We start from the raw sequence: 19,196 nt of genomic DNA on the forward strand, positions 1-19,196 counted from the left end.
GGATTTTCCGTTGTCAGGAGAACGGAGCCGGAGGGGGGCTCACGCTGCCCCGGCCGCAGAAGGGCGCAGCACGGCGAGAGCCTGCGGCTCGATCTTCACGGTGATCTTCAGCGGCAGGTCGATCAGCTCGCCATCCAGCACGCCAATCTTGCGGCGCATGGAAGGGGAGAGTTCCACCTCGACCTCGCGGGCGCGGTCATACATCAGATTGGCGTTGGAGCGCCACGCACCACGGGCAAGGTCGGCGGCCAGCAGCGTTGTTTCCAGCGAGGTCAGCCGGTGGACGCTGTAGACCCCCAGAACCCCCTCGTCCAGCCGCGCCGCATAGGGCAGCGTGCCCTCGCCATAGACGTTGTTGGACACGGCAATGATGCTGAAGCGCCCGCGCCGGACCTCGCTGCCGGTGCGCAGTTTGGCGCGAAAGGAAAAGGGGCGGAAGGTGGAGCGCAGGAAGGCGCGGAAGCTGCCCCACATCTTGGCAAGGCGCGAGGCATGTTCCGCCTTGTCGCGCTCGCGGATCATCTGCGCCTGCAGGCCGAGGGAAAACTGATGCACGAAGGGCCGGCCATTCATCAGGCCGATGTCGGAGCGCACCACCTCTGCCTTCGCCAGAGCCGCGATGGCCTTGTCGAGCGGCAAGGGAATGGCGAGCGAGCGGGCAAAGAGATTCATGGTCCCGGCCGGAAGCACGCCCAGCACCTTGCCGGAGCGGTAGGCCATCGCAGCGGCAGCCGAGATGGTGCCATCCCCGCCGCCGGCAAGGATGACCTCTGCCGCCGGATCATCCGCAATGCGCTTCAGATTGTCTTCAAGGCGGGCAGAGGAGGTGACGATACACTGCACCTCATGGCCGGCGGCGGAGAACTCCGTCTCGATAAGGTTGCAGACCGCCTGAATATCGGCCGTCTTCAGGGTGCCGCCATCCCGGTTCAGGAGAGCTGTAACGCGCATTCAAACTCCCTCTCGTGCCGCAGCCGGGACATCCAGACAGCCCAAGCAGGCAGAACGAAGGACAGTTCTGCCCGCCGCAGGCAAGGCCACAGGGCTGCTTCGCGGTCAGCCGTGAAATAGCTGCTGGGTGACAGGCGCAGACAGGCTGTCGGGGCCGTAATCTTCTTCGCCGCTGATCTGCAGCCGTTCCTGCAGGCGGTTGCGGGCGCGGTTGACCCGGCTCTTGATCGTGCCGATGGCACAGCCGCAGATCTCCGCCGCTTCCTCATAGGAAAAGCCGGAGGCGCCGATCAGAATGATGGCTTCGCGCTGATCGTCGGGCAATTCTTCCAGCGCCTTGCGGAAGTCCTGCAGGTCGAGCGAGCCATACTGGCCCGGATGCACGGCGAGGCGTTCGGTGAACAGGCCGTCGCTGTCCTGCACCTCGCGGCCGCGCTTGCGGGCCTGGCTGTAGAATTCGTTGCGCAGGATGGTGAAGAGCCAGGCCTTCATATTGGTGCCCAGCTCGAAGCTTTCCTGCTTGGCCCAGGCTTTCATGATGGCGTCCTGCACCAGATCATCGGCCCTGTCGGCGTTCCCGGCCAGCGACACACCAAAGGCGCGCAGGCTTGGCAGGCAGGCGAGCATCTCACGCTTGAAGATCTTGCGCGGGTCTGCCGCCTGCGCCGTGTCTGCCGTCCCCGCTGCCGTCATTTCTTCAAGCTCCTCTCCTCAGCTTCGTCGAGGCGCTCCAGAAGATCGAGGAACCGGTCGGGAATCCCTTCATTCTGTACCGTGTCGTAAAGCTGCCGGAGGCGGGCCGAGATCTGCTGCGCATGGGCGCCATCCAGCGCTCCAGTGCCAGCGTCCGGTGTTCCGGGCTTTTTCCAGTCGTTCATGGGCATCGTGCATCCGTTTCGTATCTGTCAGGAAAATGCAGACCGTCAAAAAAAGTTCCAGGCAGGAGGAACTTTTTTTGGAACCAGCCGTTCCTTCCCCAAGATGCCCGTGCGTGCGGGCGGTCACAATCCGGTTTCTCCCCGGCACAGTTCCATTCCGGACGCCACACGGGGAGCCCTATGGAGCGTTTTTTATGTCGCTTTCGACCCGTATTGCACCTCACCTGAGCTATCTGCGCCGCTACGCCAGAGCCGTGACCGGCTCGCAGGCATCAGGCGATGCCTATGTCGCGGCGACCCTCGAGGCCTTGATTGCCGATGTGTCGCTTCTGCCAGAGGCGCAGGACGACCGGGTTGCGCTTTACAAACTCTTTGCCACGCTTTTTGGTTCCACGCTGATCAAGATCGAGACGTCGGAATCGCCGTTCCTGTGGGAGCGCCGGGCCTCCAGCTACCTTGCGTCGCTGCCGCCACGCAGCCGTCTCGCTTTCCTGCTGGTGTCGGTGGAGGAGTTCACCCCAGCTCAGGCAGCCGATATCCTGTCCGTGACGGAAACCGAGTTTGGCGCCCTGCTGCGCGAGGCGGCGGAGGACATCTCCCGTCAGGTGGCCACCGATATCATGATCATCGAGGATGAGCCGCTGATCGCCATGGACATCGAGCAGATGGTGGAAGGGCTGGGCCACCGGGTTACCGGCATTGCCCGCACCCATGCGGAGGCCGTGGAACTGTTCCGCGAGACCCGGCCGCGGATGATCCTCGCCGATATCCAGCTTGCCGATGGCAGTTCCGGCCTTGATGCGGTGAACGAGATCCTCGCCGACGTGACGGTGCCGGTCATCTTCATCACCGCCTTCCCCGAACGCCTGCTGACGGGCGAGCGGCCGGAACCGGCGTTCCTTGTGACCAAGCCTTTCAATCCGGACATGGTGAAGGCCCTGATCAGCCAGGCCCTGTTCTTCGACGAAAGCGCCAGGGCTGCGGCGGCGGAGTAATGCCATGCCGCATGGCGCTTCCGCCTTCCAGGGCTTGATGCGTCAGTGCCGCAGGGTCTTGCTATAACAGGTTTCACCCCTCGAGAGCCGGATGCGATGGAACCACACGGGAGTTCAGCCGTTACATGATCAGCACCTTGCCTCTGCACTGCATACTATCGTTGCAAAGCAGAGGTGGTGAAAGTCTCGAAGCTGGAGAGCGGAAAGTCCTGTGGCAATGCAGGACTTGTGTCTTTCAGAAGGAGTTGATCATGCTGTATTATGCGGCTGTATTTCTTGTGATTGCGATCATCGCAGGTGTGTTGGGGTTTGGCGGCATTGCCGGTGCTTCTGCCGGTATTGCACAGATTCTATTCTTCGTGTTTCTGGTCTTCCTCGTCCTGTCCCTGATCGCTGGTGTGCTGCGCCGGGGCTAGGGCAGAGGTGATGTTCCGGAGCGAACAGCAGGAGGGGCTGGCTGCAAGAGCAGCGGAGCCCCTTTCTGCGAGAGTTGGAGTGGCGCCGGTGGTTCATCGGTTGATCTGGAAGGATCCGGGGCAGCCGGAGACCCATCTGCGTGAATATCTGCTGCTGGCGCTGGAGCGGTCGGGCATCTGTCTTACCCTTCAGGACAGCCAGCTGAACTATGTCTATGCCGCCAATCTCCCCGCGCCCTGGAGGCTGGATCCGGAAGCAGGCCATCCGACCGATGCCGCCATTTTCGGTGATGAGGTGGCCGGAATGCTGGCGGCCAGCAAGGCTCAGGTCATGGCCTCGGGCGAGCCGGCTTTTCTTGAGGCCGATCTCGGTGATGCCGGGGTTTTTTCCTTCAATGTGGAACAGGTGACGTCCTTCGGCGCGCGGCCCTATCTGCTGACGACGATCGCCGACCTCACCGAAAAGACCCGCCGTGAGAAGGTGCTCCGGGCGCTTCTGCGCGAGGTCAGCCACCGGTCCAAGAACCTTCTTGCCATCATCCAGAGCATTGCCTCGCAGACGGCGCGGCATTCCACCCGGATGGACCAGTTTCTGGCCAAGTTCCGGGGGCGGCTGCATTCGCTGGCGCAGTCTCAGGATCTGGTGACGGACTCCAATTGGCATGGCGCCTATTTCGAGGATCTGGTGCGCCAGCAGGTCAGCCGCTATGTGCCGCAGAATCCGCATCTGGTCGAGGTGCTGGGCGACAACGCCCTGCTGGACCCGAATGCGGCCTTGCATGTGGGCCTGGCCCTGCACGAACTGATGGTCAATGCGGTCAGCTACGGAACGGCGCTGACCGTCGGTCCGCCGGTCACGGTGCGCTGCCGGCTGAGCAAGCAGGACGGTGTACGGATGGCGGAAATCGTCTGGATCGAAACCGTGACGCCGCAGGCCGGCGAACCGGCCGCCGGGACGGGCGCCGGCCAGACATCCCGCACGGCCTATGACCGCCATTTTGGCAGCACCGTGCTGGAGCGGGTTGTACCGCTGGCTGTCAACGGCAAGGCCAGCTATAGCCTTACGCCGCGCCTGGTGACATACAGCATCGAGTTTCCCGTGGAGCCCCATCCGGCCTGATTTCTCCGGCCAGATGGGGTTAACCCCGAAAATTCAGCACATTGTCCTAACGTAACCTATTGAAAACTGACAAGGCACACCGTTTACTCCCTCAACCGGCAGGGTGTCTTCACCCCTGTCCCCCGAGCACGGTTGCAGATGTCATGAGGAAGTATCTCCCCCCGGCCGTGTTCCTTGCCGTGGCCTGTGTTGGGCTGTGGCTGACCTGGGCCGTTTTTCAGGCTGAAACAACGGCAGAACGGCAGCGGTTTGAAGCCGTTGCCCGGGAGGCTGTGGACAGGGTCAGCAGCCGCATAGAGCAGCAGCTTGGTGTTCTGGCGGCCACCCAGGCCTTTTTCGAGGCTGCGGGGGGCATTGCCAAACATAACGAGTTTCGCACCTTCGTTCTGGGCCTTGAGCTGACAGGCCAGCTCCGCGGGCTGCAGGGCGTCGGCTTTGCACAGTTGGTCCGCACCGGGGCTGAGGCCCCTGTGAATGAGGCGCTGTCCGTCCATTTCGGGAGTGAGGCTGCCGTCTGGCCCAAGACCACCGCAGAAGACTGGCGCACGCCCATTGTGATGCTGGAGCCGCAAGATCCGCGCAACGCCCGGGCCATCGGATATGACATGTTCAGCGAGCCCCTGCGCCGGGCCGCCATGTCGCGCGCCATGGAAACCGGCAAGCCCCATGCCTCGGCGCCGGTCGAACTGGTGCAGGAGACCGGAACAGAAAAACAGGCAGGCTTTCTGGTCTACAGTCCCTTTCGCGGAACGCAGCCGCGTGTGCTGGGCGATGAGCCCGGCGGGCTGCCGGACGGTTTCATCTATGCTCCGGTGCGCGCAGGAGATCTGATCCTTGCGTCTTTGACGCATCCGCTGGAACTGCCGGTCGAGGTAGAGGTGACGGACACCGGTGCCGACAGTTCCGCGCAGCCCGTGCTGTTCCGGTCTGACGGTTTTGTGAAGCTGTCGGAAAAGGACTTCCAGTCCATGACGGGAGAAATCACCGTTGCCGGCCGCGACTGGCTCGTGCGGGTGCGGCAGCCTGATGCGAAGAACGGCATCGCGGCGCATTGGCGCTCCCTGCTGATCTGCACGTTTTCGCTGCTGTTCGCGGCGGCGCTGGCGGTCTCCATCCGCAATCAGAGCCGGGCCGTCGAAGCCCGGCGTGAGCTGGAAACCATGTCGCAGCAGGTCATCGCCGAGAAGGATCTGATGCTTCAGGAAATGAAGCACCGGATCAAGAATTCCATTGCCCGCATTCTCGCCATTGCCCGCCAGACGGCCAGCAGTTCTCCCTCACTGGAAAGCTTTTCTTCGTCCTTTGCCTCCAGACTGCAGGCCATGGCCAATGCGCAGGACCTCCTGACCCGGTCCCGCTGGCAGCGCGCCGGGCTCAACGAGCTACTGGAACAGGAGCTGGAGCAGGTGTTCGGCGAAGCGCTCCAGCGTGAAAAGCTGTGCGGCCCCCCCGTGGTTCTCAACGAAAAGGCTGCGCACGCGCTGAGCCTCGTCTTCCACGAGCTGGCAACCAACGCGCTCAAATATGCCCGTGTCGGCGATGACGGGGCTTCCCTGACCGTGGACTGGACGCTGGAAGCCGCCCCAAAGGGCAAGCTTCTGCAACTGGTGTGGACGGAGAAATCCGCGCAAGCCGTGGAACCGGGGACAGCCAAGGGCTTCGGCACACGGCTGATTGACGCCAGCATCCGCGGCGAACTGGGCGGCAAGATCGAGCGCGAGTTCACCGGCCATGGCCTTGTCGTGCGCATGACTGTACCGCTACAGGCCTGAGGCTCGATCCCCCGTTGATGCTCAGCGCCAGCGGGCCGTGGCGGCGAGCCATTCGCGCACGCGCGCTTCCGGATCTGCATTGCGGGTGATGTCGGTGACAACCGCTGCACTGTCGGCGCCGGCGGCAAGCGCCGCCTCCGCCCGCTCCGGTGTCAGCCCGCCAATGCCGATGAGCGGCAATGCACCAATGCGGCTTTTCCAGATGCCGAGCCTTTCCAGCCCCTGCGGTGCCCACTTCATCTCCTTCAGGATGGTGGGGTAGACCGGACCCAGCGCCACATAATCGGGCTTGGCGGCAAGCGCCGTTTCAAGTTCGGCCTCGTCATGGGTGGAAAGGCCAAGCTTCAGCCCGGCGCGGCGGATGGCGGGCAGATCGGCCTCCGCCAGATCCTCCTGCCCCAGATGCAGCCAGCTGCAGCCTTCGTCGATGGCCATCTGCCAGTAGTCATTCAGCACCAGTGTGGCGCCATGGGCCTCGCACACGGCTTTTGCGTCGCGGATCTGGCGGCGCAACTCGTCCGGCGCGCAGTCCTTGACCCGCAACTGCACCAGCTTCACGCCCTGCGGCACAAGGCGGACGATCCAGTCCGCGCTGTCGACGATGAGATAGAACGGATCAAGCGTCATCCGAAGGCTCCCTTGCCAATGATGGGGGTTGATGGCACGGCCATGTCCCTTGGTTCAAGCAATCCGGCAAGATAGCCTTGGCGCCCGGCCTCCACCGCCCCGGCAAAGGCTTCGGCCATCAGCTCCGGATCCGCGGCTCCCGCCACGGCCGTGTTGAGCAGCACCGCATCAAAGCCCAGCTCCATCACCGTGGTGGCATGGGAGGGGCGTCCAAGCCCTGCGTCGACGATCAGCGGCACGTCCGGGAAGGCGGCACGCATGGACCTGAGGGCGGCAAGGTTCTGCGGGCCCGCAGCCGTGCCGATGGGGGCGCACCAGGGCATCAGCACCTGGCATCCGGCTGCCAGCAGCTTCTCCCCCACGATCAGGTCATCGGTGGTGTAGGGAAACACCTCGAAGCCTTCGGCGCTGAGAATGCGCGCGGCCTCCACCAGTTCGAACACATCGGGCTGCAGTGTGTCGTGGTGGCCGATCACCTCCAGCTTGATCCAGTTGGTGGCGAAGACCTCGCGCGCCATTTTCGCCGTCAGCACGGCCTCGGACGCGCTGTGGCATCCGGCGGTGTTGGGCAGAACCTTGACGCCCAGATCGCGGATCATCTGGAAAAAGGCGCCGCCATTGCGCCCGCCCGCCGTCTCCCGGCGCAGCGACACGGTGACGATCTCGACCTTCGAGCGGCGCACCGCCCCGGCCAGCACGGCAGGGGACGGATAACGCGCCGTGCCCAGCAGCATGCGGGATGAAACGTCGCTGCCGTAAAGCGTCAGGCTCATCTCAGCCTCCTTGCATGGGGGACAGGATCTCGATCCGGTCGCCCTCGTTCAACCGGCAGGCCTCGCGCGCTTCGCGCGGCACCAGTTCGCCGTTGACGGCGGTGGCCAGCCAGTCGCCTTCATAATCGAGTTCCTGCAGCAGGGCGGGCAGGGTTTCCGCCGCACAGGCCACGGCCTCGCCATTCACCAGCACATTCATGGGTTTGCATCTCCCTTGTTTTCCATCAGCCGCCGTGCGGCCATATCCGCTGCCTGCCGGGCGAGGGCCGGGGCGAGCAGGAAACCATGCCGGTACATGCCGGCCACTGCGAGATCCGTGCCGGGGGGCAGATGTTCCCGCTCTGCCACCACGCGCGGCATGTTGTCGTCAAAGGCCGGGCGCACACCGGCACCCAGTTCCACGATGCGTGCTTCGCCAAAGGCGGGATGCAGCGCATAGGCGGTGTTGGTCAGTTCCATGACCGAGCGGGCAGTCACCGGGCCGCCGTCGTCGCTTTCGATCATGGTCGCCCCTACCATGAAGCGCCCGCCACCGCGCGGCACCACATAAAGCGGATGGCGCGGATGCAGCAGCCGCACGGGCCGCGACAGGGAAATCTCGCCGGTCTCCAGATACAGCATCTCGCCGCGCACACCGCGCAGGCCCTGTACCCGGTCTATGGCGCCGGGCCCCGTGCAGTCGATGACGAGGGACGCCTCGCTCTCAGCCCCTTGCGCCGCATCGCCCAGGCGGAAGGTGACGCCTTGCGCTTCCAGCTGCTGCCACAGCGCCGTCATGGCAAGGCGCGGGTCGAGATGCGCTTCGCTCTCGAAGAACAGCCCGGTCATGAACCGCCCGGCCAGCGCAGGTTCCAGCTCGGCAATCTCCGCCGCATCTACCATTCGGTGGCCTGAGGACCTGCTGGCAAAGCGGCGCAGTTCCGCCTGATCGCGCGGCGGGCACAGCACCAGCGTGCCCTTGCGGGAGACAAGCCCCGGCACGGCCGCCTCCCACCAGTCTGCAGCTTCCAGTCCAAGCTTCAGCACCTCGGGCCCGGCGGTCTCCGCCTCGCACCAGGGCGCCAGCATGCCGCCGGCATAGAAGGAAGCCCCGTGTCCCGGCGCCGGACTGGTGTCCGCCACGGTGACGGCAAGTCCAAGGCGGGACAGTTCGAGCGCCGCCGCAAGCCCGGCAACCCCGGCCCCGCGCACGAGCACCGTGGAAGAGCCTGACAGTCTGGAAAGGCGAGAGTGTGTCTGGCGCATCCGCTTCCGGCTTCCGTGGCATTTGTCTCACGGGCGGAAGGGCTTTGTGAGGCGCCCGCCGGCAAACGCCGGACCTCCGCGCATCACACACCATCCCTCCGCCAGCGTGAACTGGATCAGGTTCAACGGGTCACTGCGCTGCATCGCCAGCAGTATCTCAGCCCCTTGCACGGGACTCCCCAAGGTGAAGCCCAACCTTTGCGCCGGGCGGCCGGGATTGTCAATTGCATGACAGGAGCTGCATGGCAGGGGCTGCATCAAGGCGGCTGCGTTGACAGGGAAGGGCCGCGCGTCTAGGACAGGTTCAGTCAGTCAGGGAGATTTATGCGCAGACGCTTCAATCCAGTTTGACCCTATTGGGTGAGCGGCCATCCGGCCGGATGATTGAGTGTGCGCATTTGCGCCTGACTGACGGAAATATGAACATGACAGACCTTTGCATCAGGCCGTACCGGCCGGATGATACCTCCTGCCTGCTCCGCATCTGGCGGGCAGCCTCCGAGCTGGGCCATCCCTTCTTGGGCAAGAACCAGCTCGATGCCCAGGAGAAGCTGACCGCAGAGATCTATCTGCCCATGGCCGAAACCTGGATCATCGAGGTGAATGGCCAGCCGGCCGGCTTCATCGGCCTCCTCGATGACTTTATCGGCGGTCTTTTTGTGGACCCGGCGCAACACGGGCGCGGCCTTGGCAGGGCGCTTGTGGCCCATGCACTCAAGAGCCGCAGCAGCCTTGAGCTGGAGGTCTATGCCCGCAACGAAGCCGCTCACGGCTTTTACCGCAGGCTGGGCTTTCTGGAGGTCGGACGGCGTCCGGAGGATGACAACCGCTTGCCGTTCGAAGTGATCCGGCTTCGCCTCGGCAAGCCCTTCTGACGACAAGGGATGACCGGGCCGCATCTTGTGGCGAAGCGGCCCGGCCAAGTGTCAGTCCGGCTGATTCAGTCCGAAGGCGGGGTGATGGATCAGCTCTCCCTGCGGGGCCTGCCCGCCGAAAGGCAGCGCCAGAACCACGCTGGAAGGAAGGCCCGTGACACCCAGCCCGGGAAAGGCCCGGAAGCCAAACCGGGCATAATAGGCCGGGCTGCCCACCAGCGCCGCCCCGCGCGCCAGCGGCCTGAGCTGGCGCAGTGCTTCGCGCATCAGGGCCGTGCCGGTGCCCTGACGATGCCGTTCGGGCAGCACCGCCAGAGGGCCGATCAGCCCCCAGGGGCCATCCGGCCCCATGCGGGCCCAGGAGGCGGCGAGATAGCCCGTTACCTCGCCGTCTTCTTCGGCGATGAGTGAAAGCGCAAGGGCCCCATCGGCCCGCAGCGCCTCGACAATCGCGGCCTCCGTGCCGGTGGATTGCGCCAGCATCTTGAGCGCTTCGGTGACCACGCGGCGGATCGCCGGAGTGTCTCCGGCCATTTCGGTGCGGATGATCATGCGAATGCCTCCTGACGGTTGTCGGGCTGAGCCCGGACGCTGAGGCGTCCCTTGCCGGAAATCCGGTAGGGGCTTGATGCCCTGGATTCAATGAGGCGCTTGCGCCGCAGTTTGGCAAAGACCTCGGGCGTGCAATCGGACAGGAGAAGGCCGTCGCGCGTGAAGCACTGCACGTTTGTTATGCGGCCGTTGCCGGACCGGTGATGACGGATATAGCCGCCTTGCGCCAGCACGTGCAGAACGCGCTGTTCGCTGCGAGAGATGTTCATGGAAAAGCCTGTGTGCAGAAATCACCCTGGCACCCTTCGGGCACGGCAAAACCGCCGCTGCGAAACGGTGCATCTGGATGTCCCGGTCGATCGGGACAGTCAGCGGGTGGTCACAAGCTCCAGCATCTACAATCCCCTGTTGGCTTGGATTGGACGGCCACGATTTAACGCAAGGGCAGGCAAACCGTCAACAGCAGCGTGGTCACAGTTTTCGTCAGCATTCCGGAGCATGTGACCAGGACCGTTCGGACGTCTCCGGACGGAGATCTCTGGAAGCCCGTATGTGAGAATCGCCCCCACTTCCCGCCTCAATTTCTACCATGATACTTCTGATAAACCCTACTGCACTTGAGGTGATATTCAAGCGTAAAGTAAAGAACATTCATATGTGACAGGTGTTTTACTGAGTGAATCTGATAGTTGAGGCAGGGGGTAGTTCAGGGGATGTTCGTCATTTTTATTTATTTCACCTCAAGAAGAACTCTTCGGGAGGCCGAATGATTTGCGAAGGCTTTTGTCGAATGCCTTTGCCGGTACGAATCTGCGCAGACGGCTGAGAAGCGTTGCCTCTTTGCCAGCGGGCTGACGCATTTTATAGGGGCTCTTGAGGGCGGCGAGGATCTTCTCTGCAACCAAAGCCGGAGCAGGTGCGGATTTGATCTGAGCGAGAACAGTTTTCACCGTTGCGTCGGCTTGCGCGGCATAAACGCCCATTGGAGCTTCCGTGACTGCAGCATTCACGTCGAGATTGGTGTTCGTAAACGCAGGCTCCACCAGAATGACACGCACGTTGAAGTCCCTCACCTCATGATCGAGAGACTCGGACAGGCCCTCAAGAGCGTGTTTGCTGCTGGCATAAACCCCCATGAAAGGAGCCGGCAGGAAGCCGAGCACGGAGCTGATGTTAACGACCAGTCCGCTGCGCGCATTGCGCATCGAGGGCAGAACCGCCCGGATCATGCGGAGCGGACCAAACACATTGACATCAAAAACCTTTGCGGCTTCCGGAATTGTTGTGTGTTCGACCGGCCCCACGAGGGAAACACCGGCATTGTTGATGAGCACATCAATCCTTCCTGCTTCGGACAAGACCAGATTTACGAAACCGGCCACGGATACATCATCCGTGACATCAAGGGCTGCAAAGGTCACGCCGGGAAAGGGCTTTGCCCGCCTGGGGTCGCGCACGCCACCAAAGACCCGGTAGCCGTTTTGCGCAAGAAGGCGCGCCGTCGCTTCTCCGATTCCTGATGACGCTCCGGTTACCACGACAATTTTCTGCTCGGGCACTGCGGCCTCCTCTTTGTGTTCATGCTGCCGGATGGCATGCAAGCAATATAGATTTCGATCAAAATCTATATTGCTTTTAGATTGTGGTCGCAATAAAAAAATCAAGGGCATGATGTGAGGAGATTTCGGCAAAACTGAACTCTGCGCAGATGGAACGCGCCGGAGGCTGCCAGCCGCGAGCGCTCTTGAGGCGGCGTCAAGAGCGCTCGCGGCCTGGAAAATGCCCAAGCCCCGGCAAGGCTGCGGATACGCCACATCCACTCTTGGGAGGCTCCCTCAACAATGACAGACAGAAACGAACTTCCCGCATCCGGTCATTCGCGGCTGGACATGACGTCCCTCACGGGCCTTGAGTTCGTGCAAGGGCTTGCGGACGGCCACTACCCCCGGCCCCCCATGGCGGAGTTGCTGCCATTCGTGCTCCTTCCACCAAGGGAAGGTACGGTCGAACTCCGGGCCTCTCCCGAGCCACGCTTCCTCAATACGCTGGGCACCGTTCATGGCGGCTGGAGCATGACAATGCTCGATACCTGCATGGCTCTGGCCGCTCACACGACTCTGGCACCAGGTGAATTAAGCCCGACTTTGGATACAGCCGTGAAATTCGTCCGCCCGATCTCCGGTGACAGCAAGGAGTTGCGCTTGATAGGCCATGTCATTTCGCGCAGCCGCAACGTCATAACGCTCGAGGGCAGGATAGAAACGATACAGGGAAAACTTCACGCCCATGGCACGTCAACCTGCATGATTGTGCGCAGGGAAAGGTGATGTCAGTTCCTTGTGAACCTGCCTCACGGGGAACTGATTAATATCAGCTCTCGATGAGCTTGACTCATCGAGAGCTGGTCAAGCCCGTGCGGCGCCTGAGCAATTTCAAGGCGTGATGCGTCAGCATCGAAAGCCTTGGTATAAAACCTGGGCGGCGTCTGAGCCATGAGAAGGCTCAGGCGCCGCCCGGATCTGATAGTCACTCTGCAGCCAGTTCCAGTGACTGTTCTCCATCCTCCTGGCCGGAATGGCCGTCCGTTTTCTGCCTCGGTGGTTTGATCCTGAACCATGCGGCGTAAAGCGCAGGAAGAAACAGCAGGATCAGGACTGTGCCGACCGCGGTGCCACCGATCAGGGTGTAGGCCATTGACCCCCAGAAGACCGAATGCGTCAACGGAATGAAGGCCAGAACCGCAGCAAGAGCCGTCAGAATGACAGGCCTGGTTCTCTGCACGGTCGCCTCGATGACGGCATGGTAGTCATCCAGCCCGGCATCCTGGTTTTCCTTGATCTGCTCCGTCAGGATCAACGTGTTGCGCATGAGAATGCCCGCCAATCCAATGAGACCGAGAATGGCGTTGAAACCGAAGGGCTGGTTGAAGGCAAGCAGTACCGGAACTACACCGACAAGACCGAGGGGCCCTGTCAGCATGACCAGAACCATGGTCGACAGACTCCGGACCTGCAGGACAATCACGATGAGCATGGCGGCAATCATCACCGGAAAAACCTGGACGAGGGCCGTATTTGCTTTCAACGACTCTTCAATATTGCCGCCCATCTCGATCCTGTAGCCAACAGGCAGAGATGCAATGAGCGGCTGGAGTGCCTGCATCACCTGCATCGACACCTCCGGCGGCTGAGTTGCCTCGTTGATGTCGGACCGGATGGTGATCACCGGCGTACGGTCCCGGCGTTTCAGGACGGGTTCCTCGAAGCGGATCTCGGAATGGCCGATCTGGTCCAGCGGAATTGGACGGCCACTGCGGCTGATCAGGGAGAAATCGGCCAGTCTGGAAGGATCGAGCCTGTTTTCCCCGGCACTGCGCGCAACCACCGCAACAGTGCGGATGTTTTCGCGGACCTGTGTGATGGGCACACCGGCCAGCAGCAGTTGCATTTGCTGGGCAGCCTCTGCGGGAGAAAGCCCGATAAGATTGAGCCGGTCCTGATCAGGGATGAAACGCAGAACGGGTGTTCTGTTGCCCCAGTCGCGGTTGGCCTGACGGACATCCGGAACGGTCTTCATGACAGCAAGGGCCTGTTCCGAAAGTCTGTAGAGCTCTTCCGGGTCCGGCCCCATGATGCGAAACTCGACCGGAAAGGGCGTGTAGGGGCCGAAGACAAGCTGCGTCACCCGCACATAGGCTTCCGGCGCCAGCCCATTGGCGATCTCTTCCCTCAGGCGATGCTTCAGAAGCTCACGCTCTTCTGCGTTCTGCGTCAAGACGACGATCTTCGCGAATGCAGGGTCAGGCAATTCCGGCGACATTGCGAAGAAGAAACGCGGCGCACCCTGGCCGGTGTAGCTGGTGGCGATTTTCGTTTCAGGCTGCTCCTTCAGCCAGTTCTCAAGCTTTTTTACTGTTGCAATGGTCGCCTCTATGCTTGTTCCCTCCGGCATGCGTACTTCAACCAGAACCTCGGGGCGATCCGAAGTCGGGAAGAACTGCTGCTTCACAGACCCCATGCCTACGACGGAGATGGCCATGGCAATGCCCGTCAGAGCGCAGACGAGGAACTTGTGGCGGACCGCGAACTCGACAAGGCTGCGAAGGCGGCGGTAGTTCGGGGTGTTGTAGATGGCGTGGTGACCGCCCTCCACGGGCTTGATCTCCGGCAGCAGCTTCACCCCGAGATACGGCGTGAAGATCACCGCGACAATCCAGGAGACGATCAGCGCGAAGCCGACGATCCAGAAGATGTTGCCGGCATATTCGCCGGCCGTTGACCTGGCGAAACCGACCGGCATCAGGCCGATGATCGTCACAAGCGTGCCGGACAGCATTGGAGCGGCTGTGTGGCTCCAGGCATAGGCGGCCGCCTTGATGCGGTCCATGCCCTCTTCCATCTTCACCACCATCACCTCGATGGCAATGATGGCGTCATCCACCAGCAGGCCGAGCGCAAGGATCAGCGCGCCGAGAGTGATGCGATCAAAAAACCTGCCTGTTTCCAGCATGATGAGGAAGACTGCTGCAAGTGTCAGAGGCACGGCCAGGGCGACGACAATGCCAACGCGCCAACCCAGGGCAACCAGACTGACAAACAGCACGACCCCAAGCGCCATCGCAAATTTCAGCATGAACTCGCTAACGGCGGAATCGATGTTCACAGCCTGGTCGCTGACCTTCGACAGCGATATGCCCAGCGGCAGGGATTGAGCAATGGCCGACGACCGCTCCTCCAGCGCCTTGCCAAGTTCCAGCCCGTTCCAGCCTTGTTGCATGACCACGCCGAGCATGATGGCAGGTTCGCCATCGTGGCGGATGACATAAGTCGACGGGTCCTGATAACCACGGCGCACCTCGGCAATATCTGACAATTTCAGCGTTCGCCCACCCGCAACGATCGGCGTATCGGCGACCGCATTCACGCTGTCATAGGCCCCGTCAAAACGGATGAAGACCTGAGGGCCGCGCGTATCGATCGAACCTGCGGGGGTTACCGTATTGCGCCGCTGCAACGCGGCAGCAATATCCTGTGCCGAGACACCGAGGGTCGCCAGTTTCTCATAGGAGAACTCAACGAAGATCTGTTCCGGCTGCTCACCGAGAATATTGATTTTTTTCACGCCGGGAACATGGAGCATGTCCTGACGGATTATCTCAGCTTGCCGCACAAGGTCGCGCATCGCCATGCCTTTTGCCTTCAGGGCATAAAGAGCGAAGCTGACGTCGGAATACTCGTCGTTGACAAAGGGGCCAAGAACGCCCGAAGGGAGGTTCCGGGCTTCGTCGCCAAGTTTCTTCCGCGCTTGGTAAAACTCCCCTTCAACGGCCGATGCAGGCGTGTTGTCCTTCAATGTGACCGTAAGAAAGGCATAGCCGGGGCGTGTCACCGTTTCGACGCGGTCGTACCAGGTCAGTTCCTGAATCCGCTTTTCGAGCGGTTCGGCAACCAGGTCCTGCATCTCCCGTGCGGTTGCGCCCGGCCAGACAGATGTGACAGTGAGTGTCTTGATGGTGAAGGAAGGATCTTCAGCCCGGCCCAGCTTCACAAAAGCATATGCACCGGCAGCAGCCAGCAGGACGATGAAAAACAGAGTGATGGCGCGCTCGCGAACGGCCAGTGCTGAAAGATTGAGGCCCATCAGTTTGCTGCCTCTTCTTTGACCGCCCCGGTGCGAACGCTTGTGCCATCGTGAAGCAGATGAGCCCCGAGGGCGACGATGACCTCACCGGAGGCAAGGCTTGAGACGATAGCCTTTTCCTCTCCGATCCGCTCAACTGTCACTTCCCGGAAATGGACGCTGGACGTCTGTTCGTTCAGTACCCAGACACCCGTGCGGATACCATCATTGAGCAGCGCCCCAACGGGCACTTCAGCATGGGTCTGGACATCTTTGTTCTCGACCGTCACCGTGACCGTCGCACCCAGCGGTGCGGAAGCTGCGGTACCCTGAAGTACCCAGCGTGTTTCATATGTCCGGGTCTGGGGGTCGGCTGCATCGGAGATCTGCCGGAGTGATGCGCTTTCCTGAGTCCTCTGCCCATAGACGGCCGCCTGTGCCAGAGAGCCAATGCCGGGCCTGAGATTTTCCGGCAGCCACACCAGCGCTTCGCGCGGGCCAGCTTTGGCGAGCTTCAGCACGGGTTGTCCAGCAGAGACCACCTGACCAGGTTCGCCATATGTCTCGACAATCGTGCCGTCGGCATCCGCTGTGAGCACCGTGTAGGCAACCTCGTTTTCTGCGACCTTGGCTTCGGCTTCGGCCGCTGCCAACTGGGCGGCAGCTGTGTCGAGCGCCGTCTTGGACACTTCATATCTTTGCGGGGAGGCTGCGACGCCGGTCTTCAGCAAAGCCGCATACCGCCGCTCGTCTGCCTGCGCCTGAATGAATGTTGCCCGGGCTGCTGCAACCGCATTGTGTCTTGCCGAAAGGGCAAGCCGCAGATCAGTATCATCAATTCGCATCAAAGGCTGGCCGGCCTTGACTTCCTCGCCAAGGCCGACAAGACGCTCGACGATCTTTCCGGGCACCCGGAAGCCGAGGTCGCTCTGAACCCGGGCAGCAACGGTGCCCGTAAAGCTTCGGCTTGCCGTATCGGGTGTTCTGGCTTTCGTCACGCTGACGAGGGGGGCGAAGCTGCGGGGATCGGCCGCTTCAGCTTCCTTGTTTCCCGTTCCCAGTCCCAGCACAACAGCAGCGGTGCCGGCGATGGCCAGCGCGGCGGCTGAAGACAACAGGATTTTGCGTTTCATTGTTTCCGGCCCTTCTTGACAGTCAAGGCGATCAATATAGATTGCATTATAAATCTAAATTTGATATAGATGTCAATCGAAATCAAAAGGAGATCGGCATGAGAGTCAGCCGCGCCCAGGCACAAGCGAACCGTGAGATGGTCATCAACGTGGCCAGCAGGCTTTTCCGCGAAAGGGGATTCGACGGCATTGGCCTCAAGGACCTCATGAAGGGTGCTGGCCTTACTCAGGGTGGCTTCTACAAGCAATTTGAATCCAAGGAAGATCTGGCAGCGCTTGCGTCACGGCGGGCAATGGAAAGCGCAACCCGCCGCTGGTCTTCGGCCATTGCATCAAGCCCCGACCCGCTTCAGGAGGTGATCGATTTTTATCTTTCGGCTGGACACCGTGGAGAAACGGGCGACGGTTGTCCTTTGGTTGCGCTCGGGTCCGATGCTGCCCGCCAGAGCGCAGAGGTTCGCAGACCGTTTGAAGACGGCATCAAGGCGCATCTGCAGGTTCTTGAGGAATTGATGCCCGCAGGCGGCGCTGGCGATGTTTCAAGCAAAGCCATGGCAGCGCTCTCGCTCATGGTTGGAGCTGTCACGCTGTCGCGGATCCTGGTGGATGAGAAGCTGTCTGACCGCCTGCTTGAAGCAGCCGCAGCAGAAATGAAACGGATCGCGGCCTCGGAACCAGCTGACTGATATCAGCACCCGGTGAGCTTGACACATCGGGTGCCGCTCAAGCCCTTCCGGCGCCTGAGCAATTTCAAGGCGTGATGCGTGAGCATCCCCGTGTCTTGGCCGGCGCCTTGGTGTGAGAGGCAGACCAGACCGTGGTCATTCAATGCACCGGGCCATGCGTGTCTGCGAGCCAACTACTTCTGGAGTCGTCATGCGCCGTATCGTTGTAACGGGAATGGGGGCTGTCACCCCGCTGGGTGCCAGTGTCAGCAGTTCGTGGAGCCGCTTGCTCGCGGGCAAGTCGGGAATCCACCGTCTACCTGATGAGATCGTTGGCGATCTGCCATCAAAAGCCGGCGGCGCCGTTCCTTCCGCCGGAGAGGATCACGAGGCCGGGTTTGACCCTGATAGCGTCTTGCCACCAAAGGACCAGCGCAAGGTGGACAGATTTATTCTCTTTGCCCTGGCTGCGGCAGAGGAGGCCCTTGCACAAGCGGGATGGAAACCTGTTTCGGAAGAAGACCGCCTTCGGACAGCAACAATCATCGCATCCGGAATAGGTGGTTTTCCCGCGATCAGTGCGGCTGTAAGAACGGCCGATCAGAAAGGTCCGCGGCGTCTTTCACCCTTCACCATTCCCTCCTTCCTCGTCAATCTTGCGGCGGGGCAGGTTTCCATCCGCTATGGCTTCAAAGGACCTCTCGGTGCACCGGTGACAGCATGTGCCGCCGGTGTTCAGGCAATCGGCGATGCAGCCCGCATGATCCGGGCGCATGAAGCTGACATCGCTGTCTGCGGCGGCACGGAAGCGTGCATGAATGCCGTGAGCCTTGGAGGGTTCGCCGCCGCGCGGGCCCTGTCAACTGGCTTCAACGAAACCCCTGCGATGGCTTCACGGCCTTTCGACATGCATCGCGATGGTTTCGTCATGGGAGAAGGCGCCGGTATTCTGGTGGTCGAGGCCCTGAGCCATGCACTCGCCCGTGGTGCCGAGCCTCTCGCCGAACTGGTGGGCTATGGCACAACGGCAGATGCATACCACGTCACTTCGGGTCCGGAGGATGGAGCCGGTGCAGCCCGGGCCATGCAGATTGCGATAGGCCGGGCGGGAATTTCGCCTGGCGACATCCACCACCTGAATGCGCATGCCACATCAACCCCGCTGGGGGATCGCAGTGAGATTGCCGCGATCAAGACAGTGTTTGGCCAGGAAGCCGGCCTTGCGGTCAGCGGCACCAAGTCTTCGACCGGACATCTTCTCGGCGCCGCCGGCGGTGTCGAAGCAATCTTCACCGTCCTGGCGCTGAGAGACCAGATTGCCCCGCCCACGCTCAACCTGAATGCGCCAGATCCTGCAGGCAGCGGAATTAGCTTTGTCGCGAACAAGGCCCGGCCGGTGCAGATGGGGCATGCGATCACCAACGGTTTCGGGTTCGGGGGCGTGAATGCAAGTGCGGTTTTCCGGAGGTGGAACGGTTGACAGGCAAGGCCAGATAGCCCGGCACGTGCCTGGACAATGCGCCGGCTGGTGTCAACGGTTCAGCAAGGTTGCGCTGAATGCAGCTTGCCTGCGGA

At 61.8% G+C, this 19,196-nt stretch carries 20 protein-coding genes and 1 riboswitch; of the genes, 8 read left to right on the forward strand and 12 right to left on the reverse strand.

Annotated elements, in window-relative coordinates; translation table 11 throughout:
• Positions 1–39: 39 nt before the first annotated feature.
• The 3 genes from AC0CMF_RS16190 to AC0CMF_RS16200 form a co-directional block, all read right to left on the reverse strand.
• Entirely contained in the window at positions 40–951 is a 912-nt protein-coding gene (locus AC0CMF_RS16190; protein WP_374630061.1) for a diacylglycerol/lipid kinase family protein, read from the reverse strand.
• A 105-nt stretch (positions 952–1,056) separates the two neighbouring features.
• The gene (locus tag AC0CMF_RS16195) at positions 1,057–1,644 is read right to left on the reverse strand and encodes an RNA polymerase sigma factor (protein WP_050473528.1); all 588 of its coding nucleotides are present in this window, start codon (positions 1,642–1,644) and stop codon (positions 1,057–1,059) included.
• The gene (locus tag AC0CMF_RS16200) at positions 1,641–1,829 is read right to left on the reverse strand and encodes a NepR family anti-sigma factor (protein WP_094462866.1); all 189 of its coding nucleotides are present in this window, start codon (positions 1,827–1,829) and stop codon (positions 1,641–1,643) included. The genes AC0CMF_RS16195 and AC0CMF_RS16200 overlap by 4 nt, the downstream gene beginning before the upstream one ends.
• A gap of 194 nt (positions 1,830–2,023) precedes the next feature.
• Between AC0CMF_RS16200 and AC0CMF_RS16205 the strand changes: the two genes are divergently transcribed.
• The 4 genes from AC0CMF_RS16205 (at position 2,024) to AC0CMF_RS16220 (ending at position 6,132) form a co-directional block, all read left to right on the forward strand.
• The gene (locus AC0CMF_RS16205; RefSeq protein ID WP_058898218.1) at positions 2,024–2,824 is read left to right on the forward strand and encodes a response regulator; all 801 of its coding nucleotides are present in this window, start codon (positions 2,024–2,026) and stop codon (positions 2,822–2,824) included.
• A 251-nt stretch (positions 2,825–3,075) separates the two neighbouring features.
• On the forward strand, positions 3,076–3,240 hold the full coding sequence (locus tag AC0CMF_RS16210; protein WP_072242536.1) for a DUF1328 domain-containing protein: 165 nt from the start codon (positions 3,076–3,078) through the stop codon (positions 3,238–3,240).
• Between the two features lie 88 nt (positions 3,241–3,328).
• Positions 3,329–4,360 (forward strand): sensor histidine kinase, encoded by a 1,032-nt coding sequence (locus AC0CMF_RS16215; protein ID WP_374630062.1) that lies wholly within the window; start codon positions 3,329–3,331, stop codon positions 4,358–4,360.
• A 143-nt stretch (positions 4,361–4,503) separates the two neighbouring features.
• Entirely contained in the window at positions 4,504–6,132 is a 1,629-nt protein-coding gene (locus AC0CMF_RS16220) for a CHASE domain-containing protein (protein WP_186391484.1), read from the forward strand.
• A 21-nt stretch (positions 6,133–6,153) separates the two neighbouring features.
• Here the strand turns inward: AC0CMF_RS16220 and AC0CMF_RS16225 are convergent, their stop codons facing one another.
• The 4 genes from AC0CMF_RS16225 to AC0CMF_RS16240 are packed head-to-tail and all read right to left on the reverse strand — an operon-like array spanning position 6,154 to position 8,777.
• The gene (locus AC0CMF_RS16225; RefSeq protein WP_374630063.1) at positions 6,154–6,759 is read right to left on the reverse strand and encodes a thiamine phosphate synthase; all 606 of its coding nucleotides are present in this window, start codon (positions 6,757–6,759) and stop codon (positions 6,154–6,156) included.
• On the reverse strand, positions 6,756–7,532 hold the full coding sequence (locus AC0CMF_RS16230; protein ID WP_050473523.1) for a thiazole synthase: 777 nt from the start codon (positions 7,530–7,532) through the stop codon (positions 6,756–6,758). Before AC0CMF_RS16230 ends, AC0CMF_RS16225 begins: the two co-directional genes overlap by 4 nt.
• Before the next feature lies 1 nt (position 7,533).
• The gene (thiS, locus tag AC0CMF_RS16235) at positions 7,534–7,731 is read right to left on the reverse strand and encodes a sulfur carrier protein ThiS (protein WP_122522306.1); all 198 of its coding nucleotides are present in this window, start codon (positions 7,729–7,731) and stop codon (positions 7,534–7,536) included.
• Complete coding sequence (locus AC0CMF_RS16240) at positions 7,728–8,777, reverse strand: FAD-dependent oxidoreductase (protein ID WP_374630064.1); 1,050 nt, start codon at positions 8,775–8,777, stop codon at positions 7,728–7,730. The genes thiS and AC0CMF_RS16240 overlap by 4 nt, the downstream gene beginning before the upstream one ends.
• Before the next feature lie 76 nt (positions 8,778–8,853).
• Positions 8,854–8,969: riboswitch (TPP riboswitch) on the reverse strand.
• 233 nt (positions 8,970–9,202) lie between these two features.
• On the opposite strand from AC0CMF_RS16240, the gene AC0CMF_RS16245 reads away from it, so the two are divergent.
• On the forward strand, positions 9,203–9,652 hold the full coding sequence (locus tag AC0CMF_RS16245; protein WP_374630065.1) for a GNAT family N-acetyltransferase: 450 nt from the start codon (positions 9,203–9,205) through the stop codon (positions 9,650–9,652).
• Between the two features lie 51 nt (positions 9,653–9,703).
• Here the strand turns inward: AC0CMF_RS16245 and AC0CMF_RS16250 are convergent, their stop codons facing one another.
• From AC0CMF_RS16250 to AC0CMF_RS16260, 3 genes are all read right to left on the reverse strand, one after another.
• Entirely contained in the window at positions 9,704–10,204 is a 501-nt protein-coding gene (locus AC0CMF_RS16250) for a GNAT family N-acetyltransferase (RefSeq protein ID WP_094462687.1), read from the reverse strand.
• Positions 10,201–10,473, reverse strand: coding sequence for a YjhX family toxin (locus AC0CMF_RS16255; RefSeq protein ID WP_094462688.1), 273 nt, complete (start codon positions 10,471–10,473; stop codon positions 10,201–10,203). The genes AC0CMF_RS16250 and AC0CMF_RS16255 overlap by 4 nt, the downstream gene beginning before the upstream one ends.
• Positions 10,474–10,944: 471 nt before the next feature.
• Positions 10,945–11,763: an oxidoreductase gene (locus AC0CMF_RS16260; RefSeq protein ID WP_122522666.1), complete on the reverse strand. Its 819-nt coding sequence runs from the start codon at positions 11,761–11,763 to the stop codon at positions 10,945–10,947.
• Positions 11,764–12,045: 282 nt separating this feature from the next.
• On the opposite strand from AC0CMF_RS16260, the gene AC0CMF_RS16265 reads away from it, so the two are divergent.
• The gene (locus AC0CMF_RS16265) at positions 12,046–12,531 is read left to right on the forward strand and encodes a PaaI family thioesterase (protein WP_094462689.1); all 486 of its coding nucleotides are present in this window, start codon (positions 12,046–12,048) and stop codon (positions 12,529–12,531) included.
• Between the two features lie 199 nt (positions 12,532–12,730).
• On the opposite strand, the gene AC0CMF_RS16270 is transcribed toward AC0CMF_RS16265, so the two are convergent.
• Together AC0CMF_RS16270 and AC0CMF_RS16275 are read right to left on the reverse strand one after the other, a co-directional pair.
• The gene (locus tag AC0CMF_RS16270) at positions 12,731–15,844 is read right to left on the reverse strand and encodes an efflux RND transporter permease subunit (RefSeq protein WP_374630066.1); all 3,114 of its coding nucleotides are present in this window, start codon (positions 15,842–15,844) and stop codon (positions 12,731–12,733) included.
• Positions 15,844–16,956: an efflux RND transporter periplasmic adaptor subunit gene (locus AC0CMF_RS16275; protein WP_374630067.1), complete on the reverse strand. Its 1,113-nt coding sequence runs from the start codon at positions 16,954–16,956 to the stop codon at positions 15,844–15,846. Before AC0CMF_RS16275 ends, AC0CMF_RS16270 begins: the two co-directional genes overlap by 1 nt.
• Before the next feature lie 98 nt (positions 16,957–17,054).
• Between AC0CMF_RS16275 and AC0CMF_RS16280 the strand changes: the two genes are divergently transcribed.
• Both AC0CMF_RS16280 and fabF read left to right on the forward strand, forming a co-directional pair.
• A complete protein-coding gene (locus AC0CMF_RS16280; RefSeq protein ID WP_094462692.1) occupies positions 17,055–17,642 on the forward strand; it encodes a TetR/AcrR family transcriptional regulator in 588 nt (195 codons plus the stop codon).
• 190 nt (positions 17,643–17,832) lie between these two features.
• On the forward strand, positions 17,833–19,101 hold the full coding sequence (gene fabF, locus AC0CMF_RS16285; RefSeq protein WP_374630068.1) for a beta-ketoacyl-ACP synthase II: 1,269 nt from the start codon (positions 17,833–17,835) through the stop codon (positions 19,099–19,101).
• The last annotated feature ends 95 nt before the right edge of the window (positions 19,102–19,196 follow it).

Source organism: Pannonibacter sp. CBAS1226 (genome assembly GCF_055685825.1).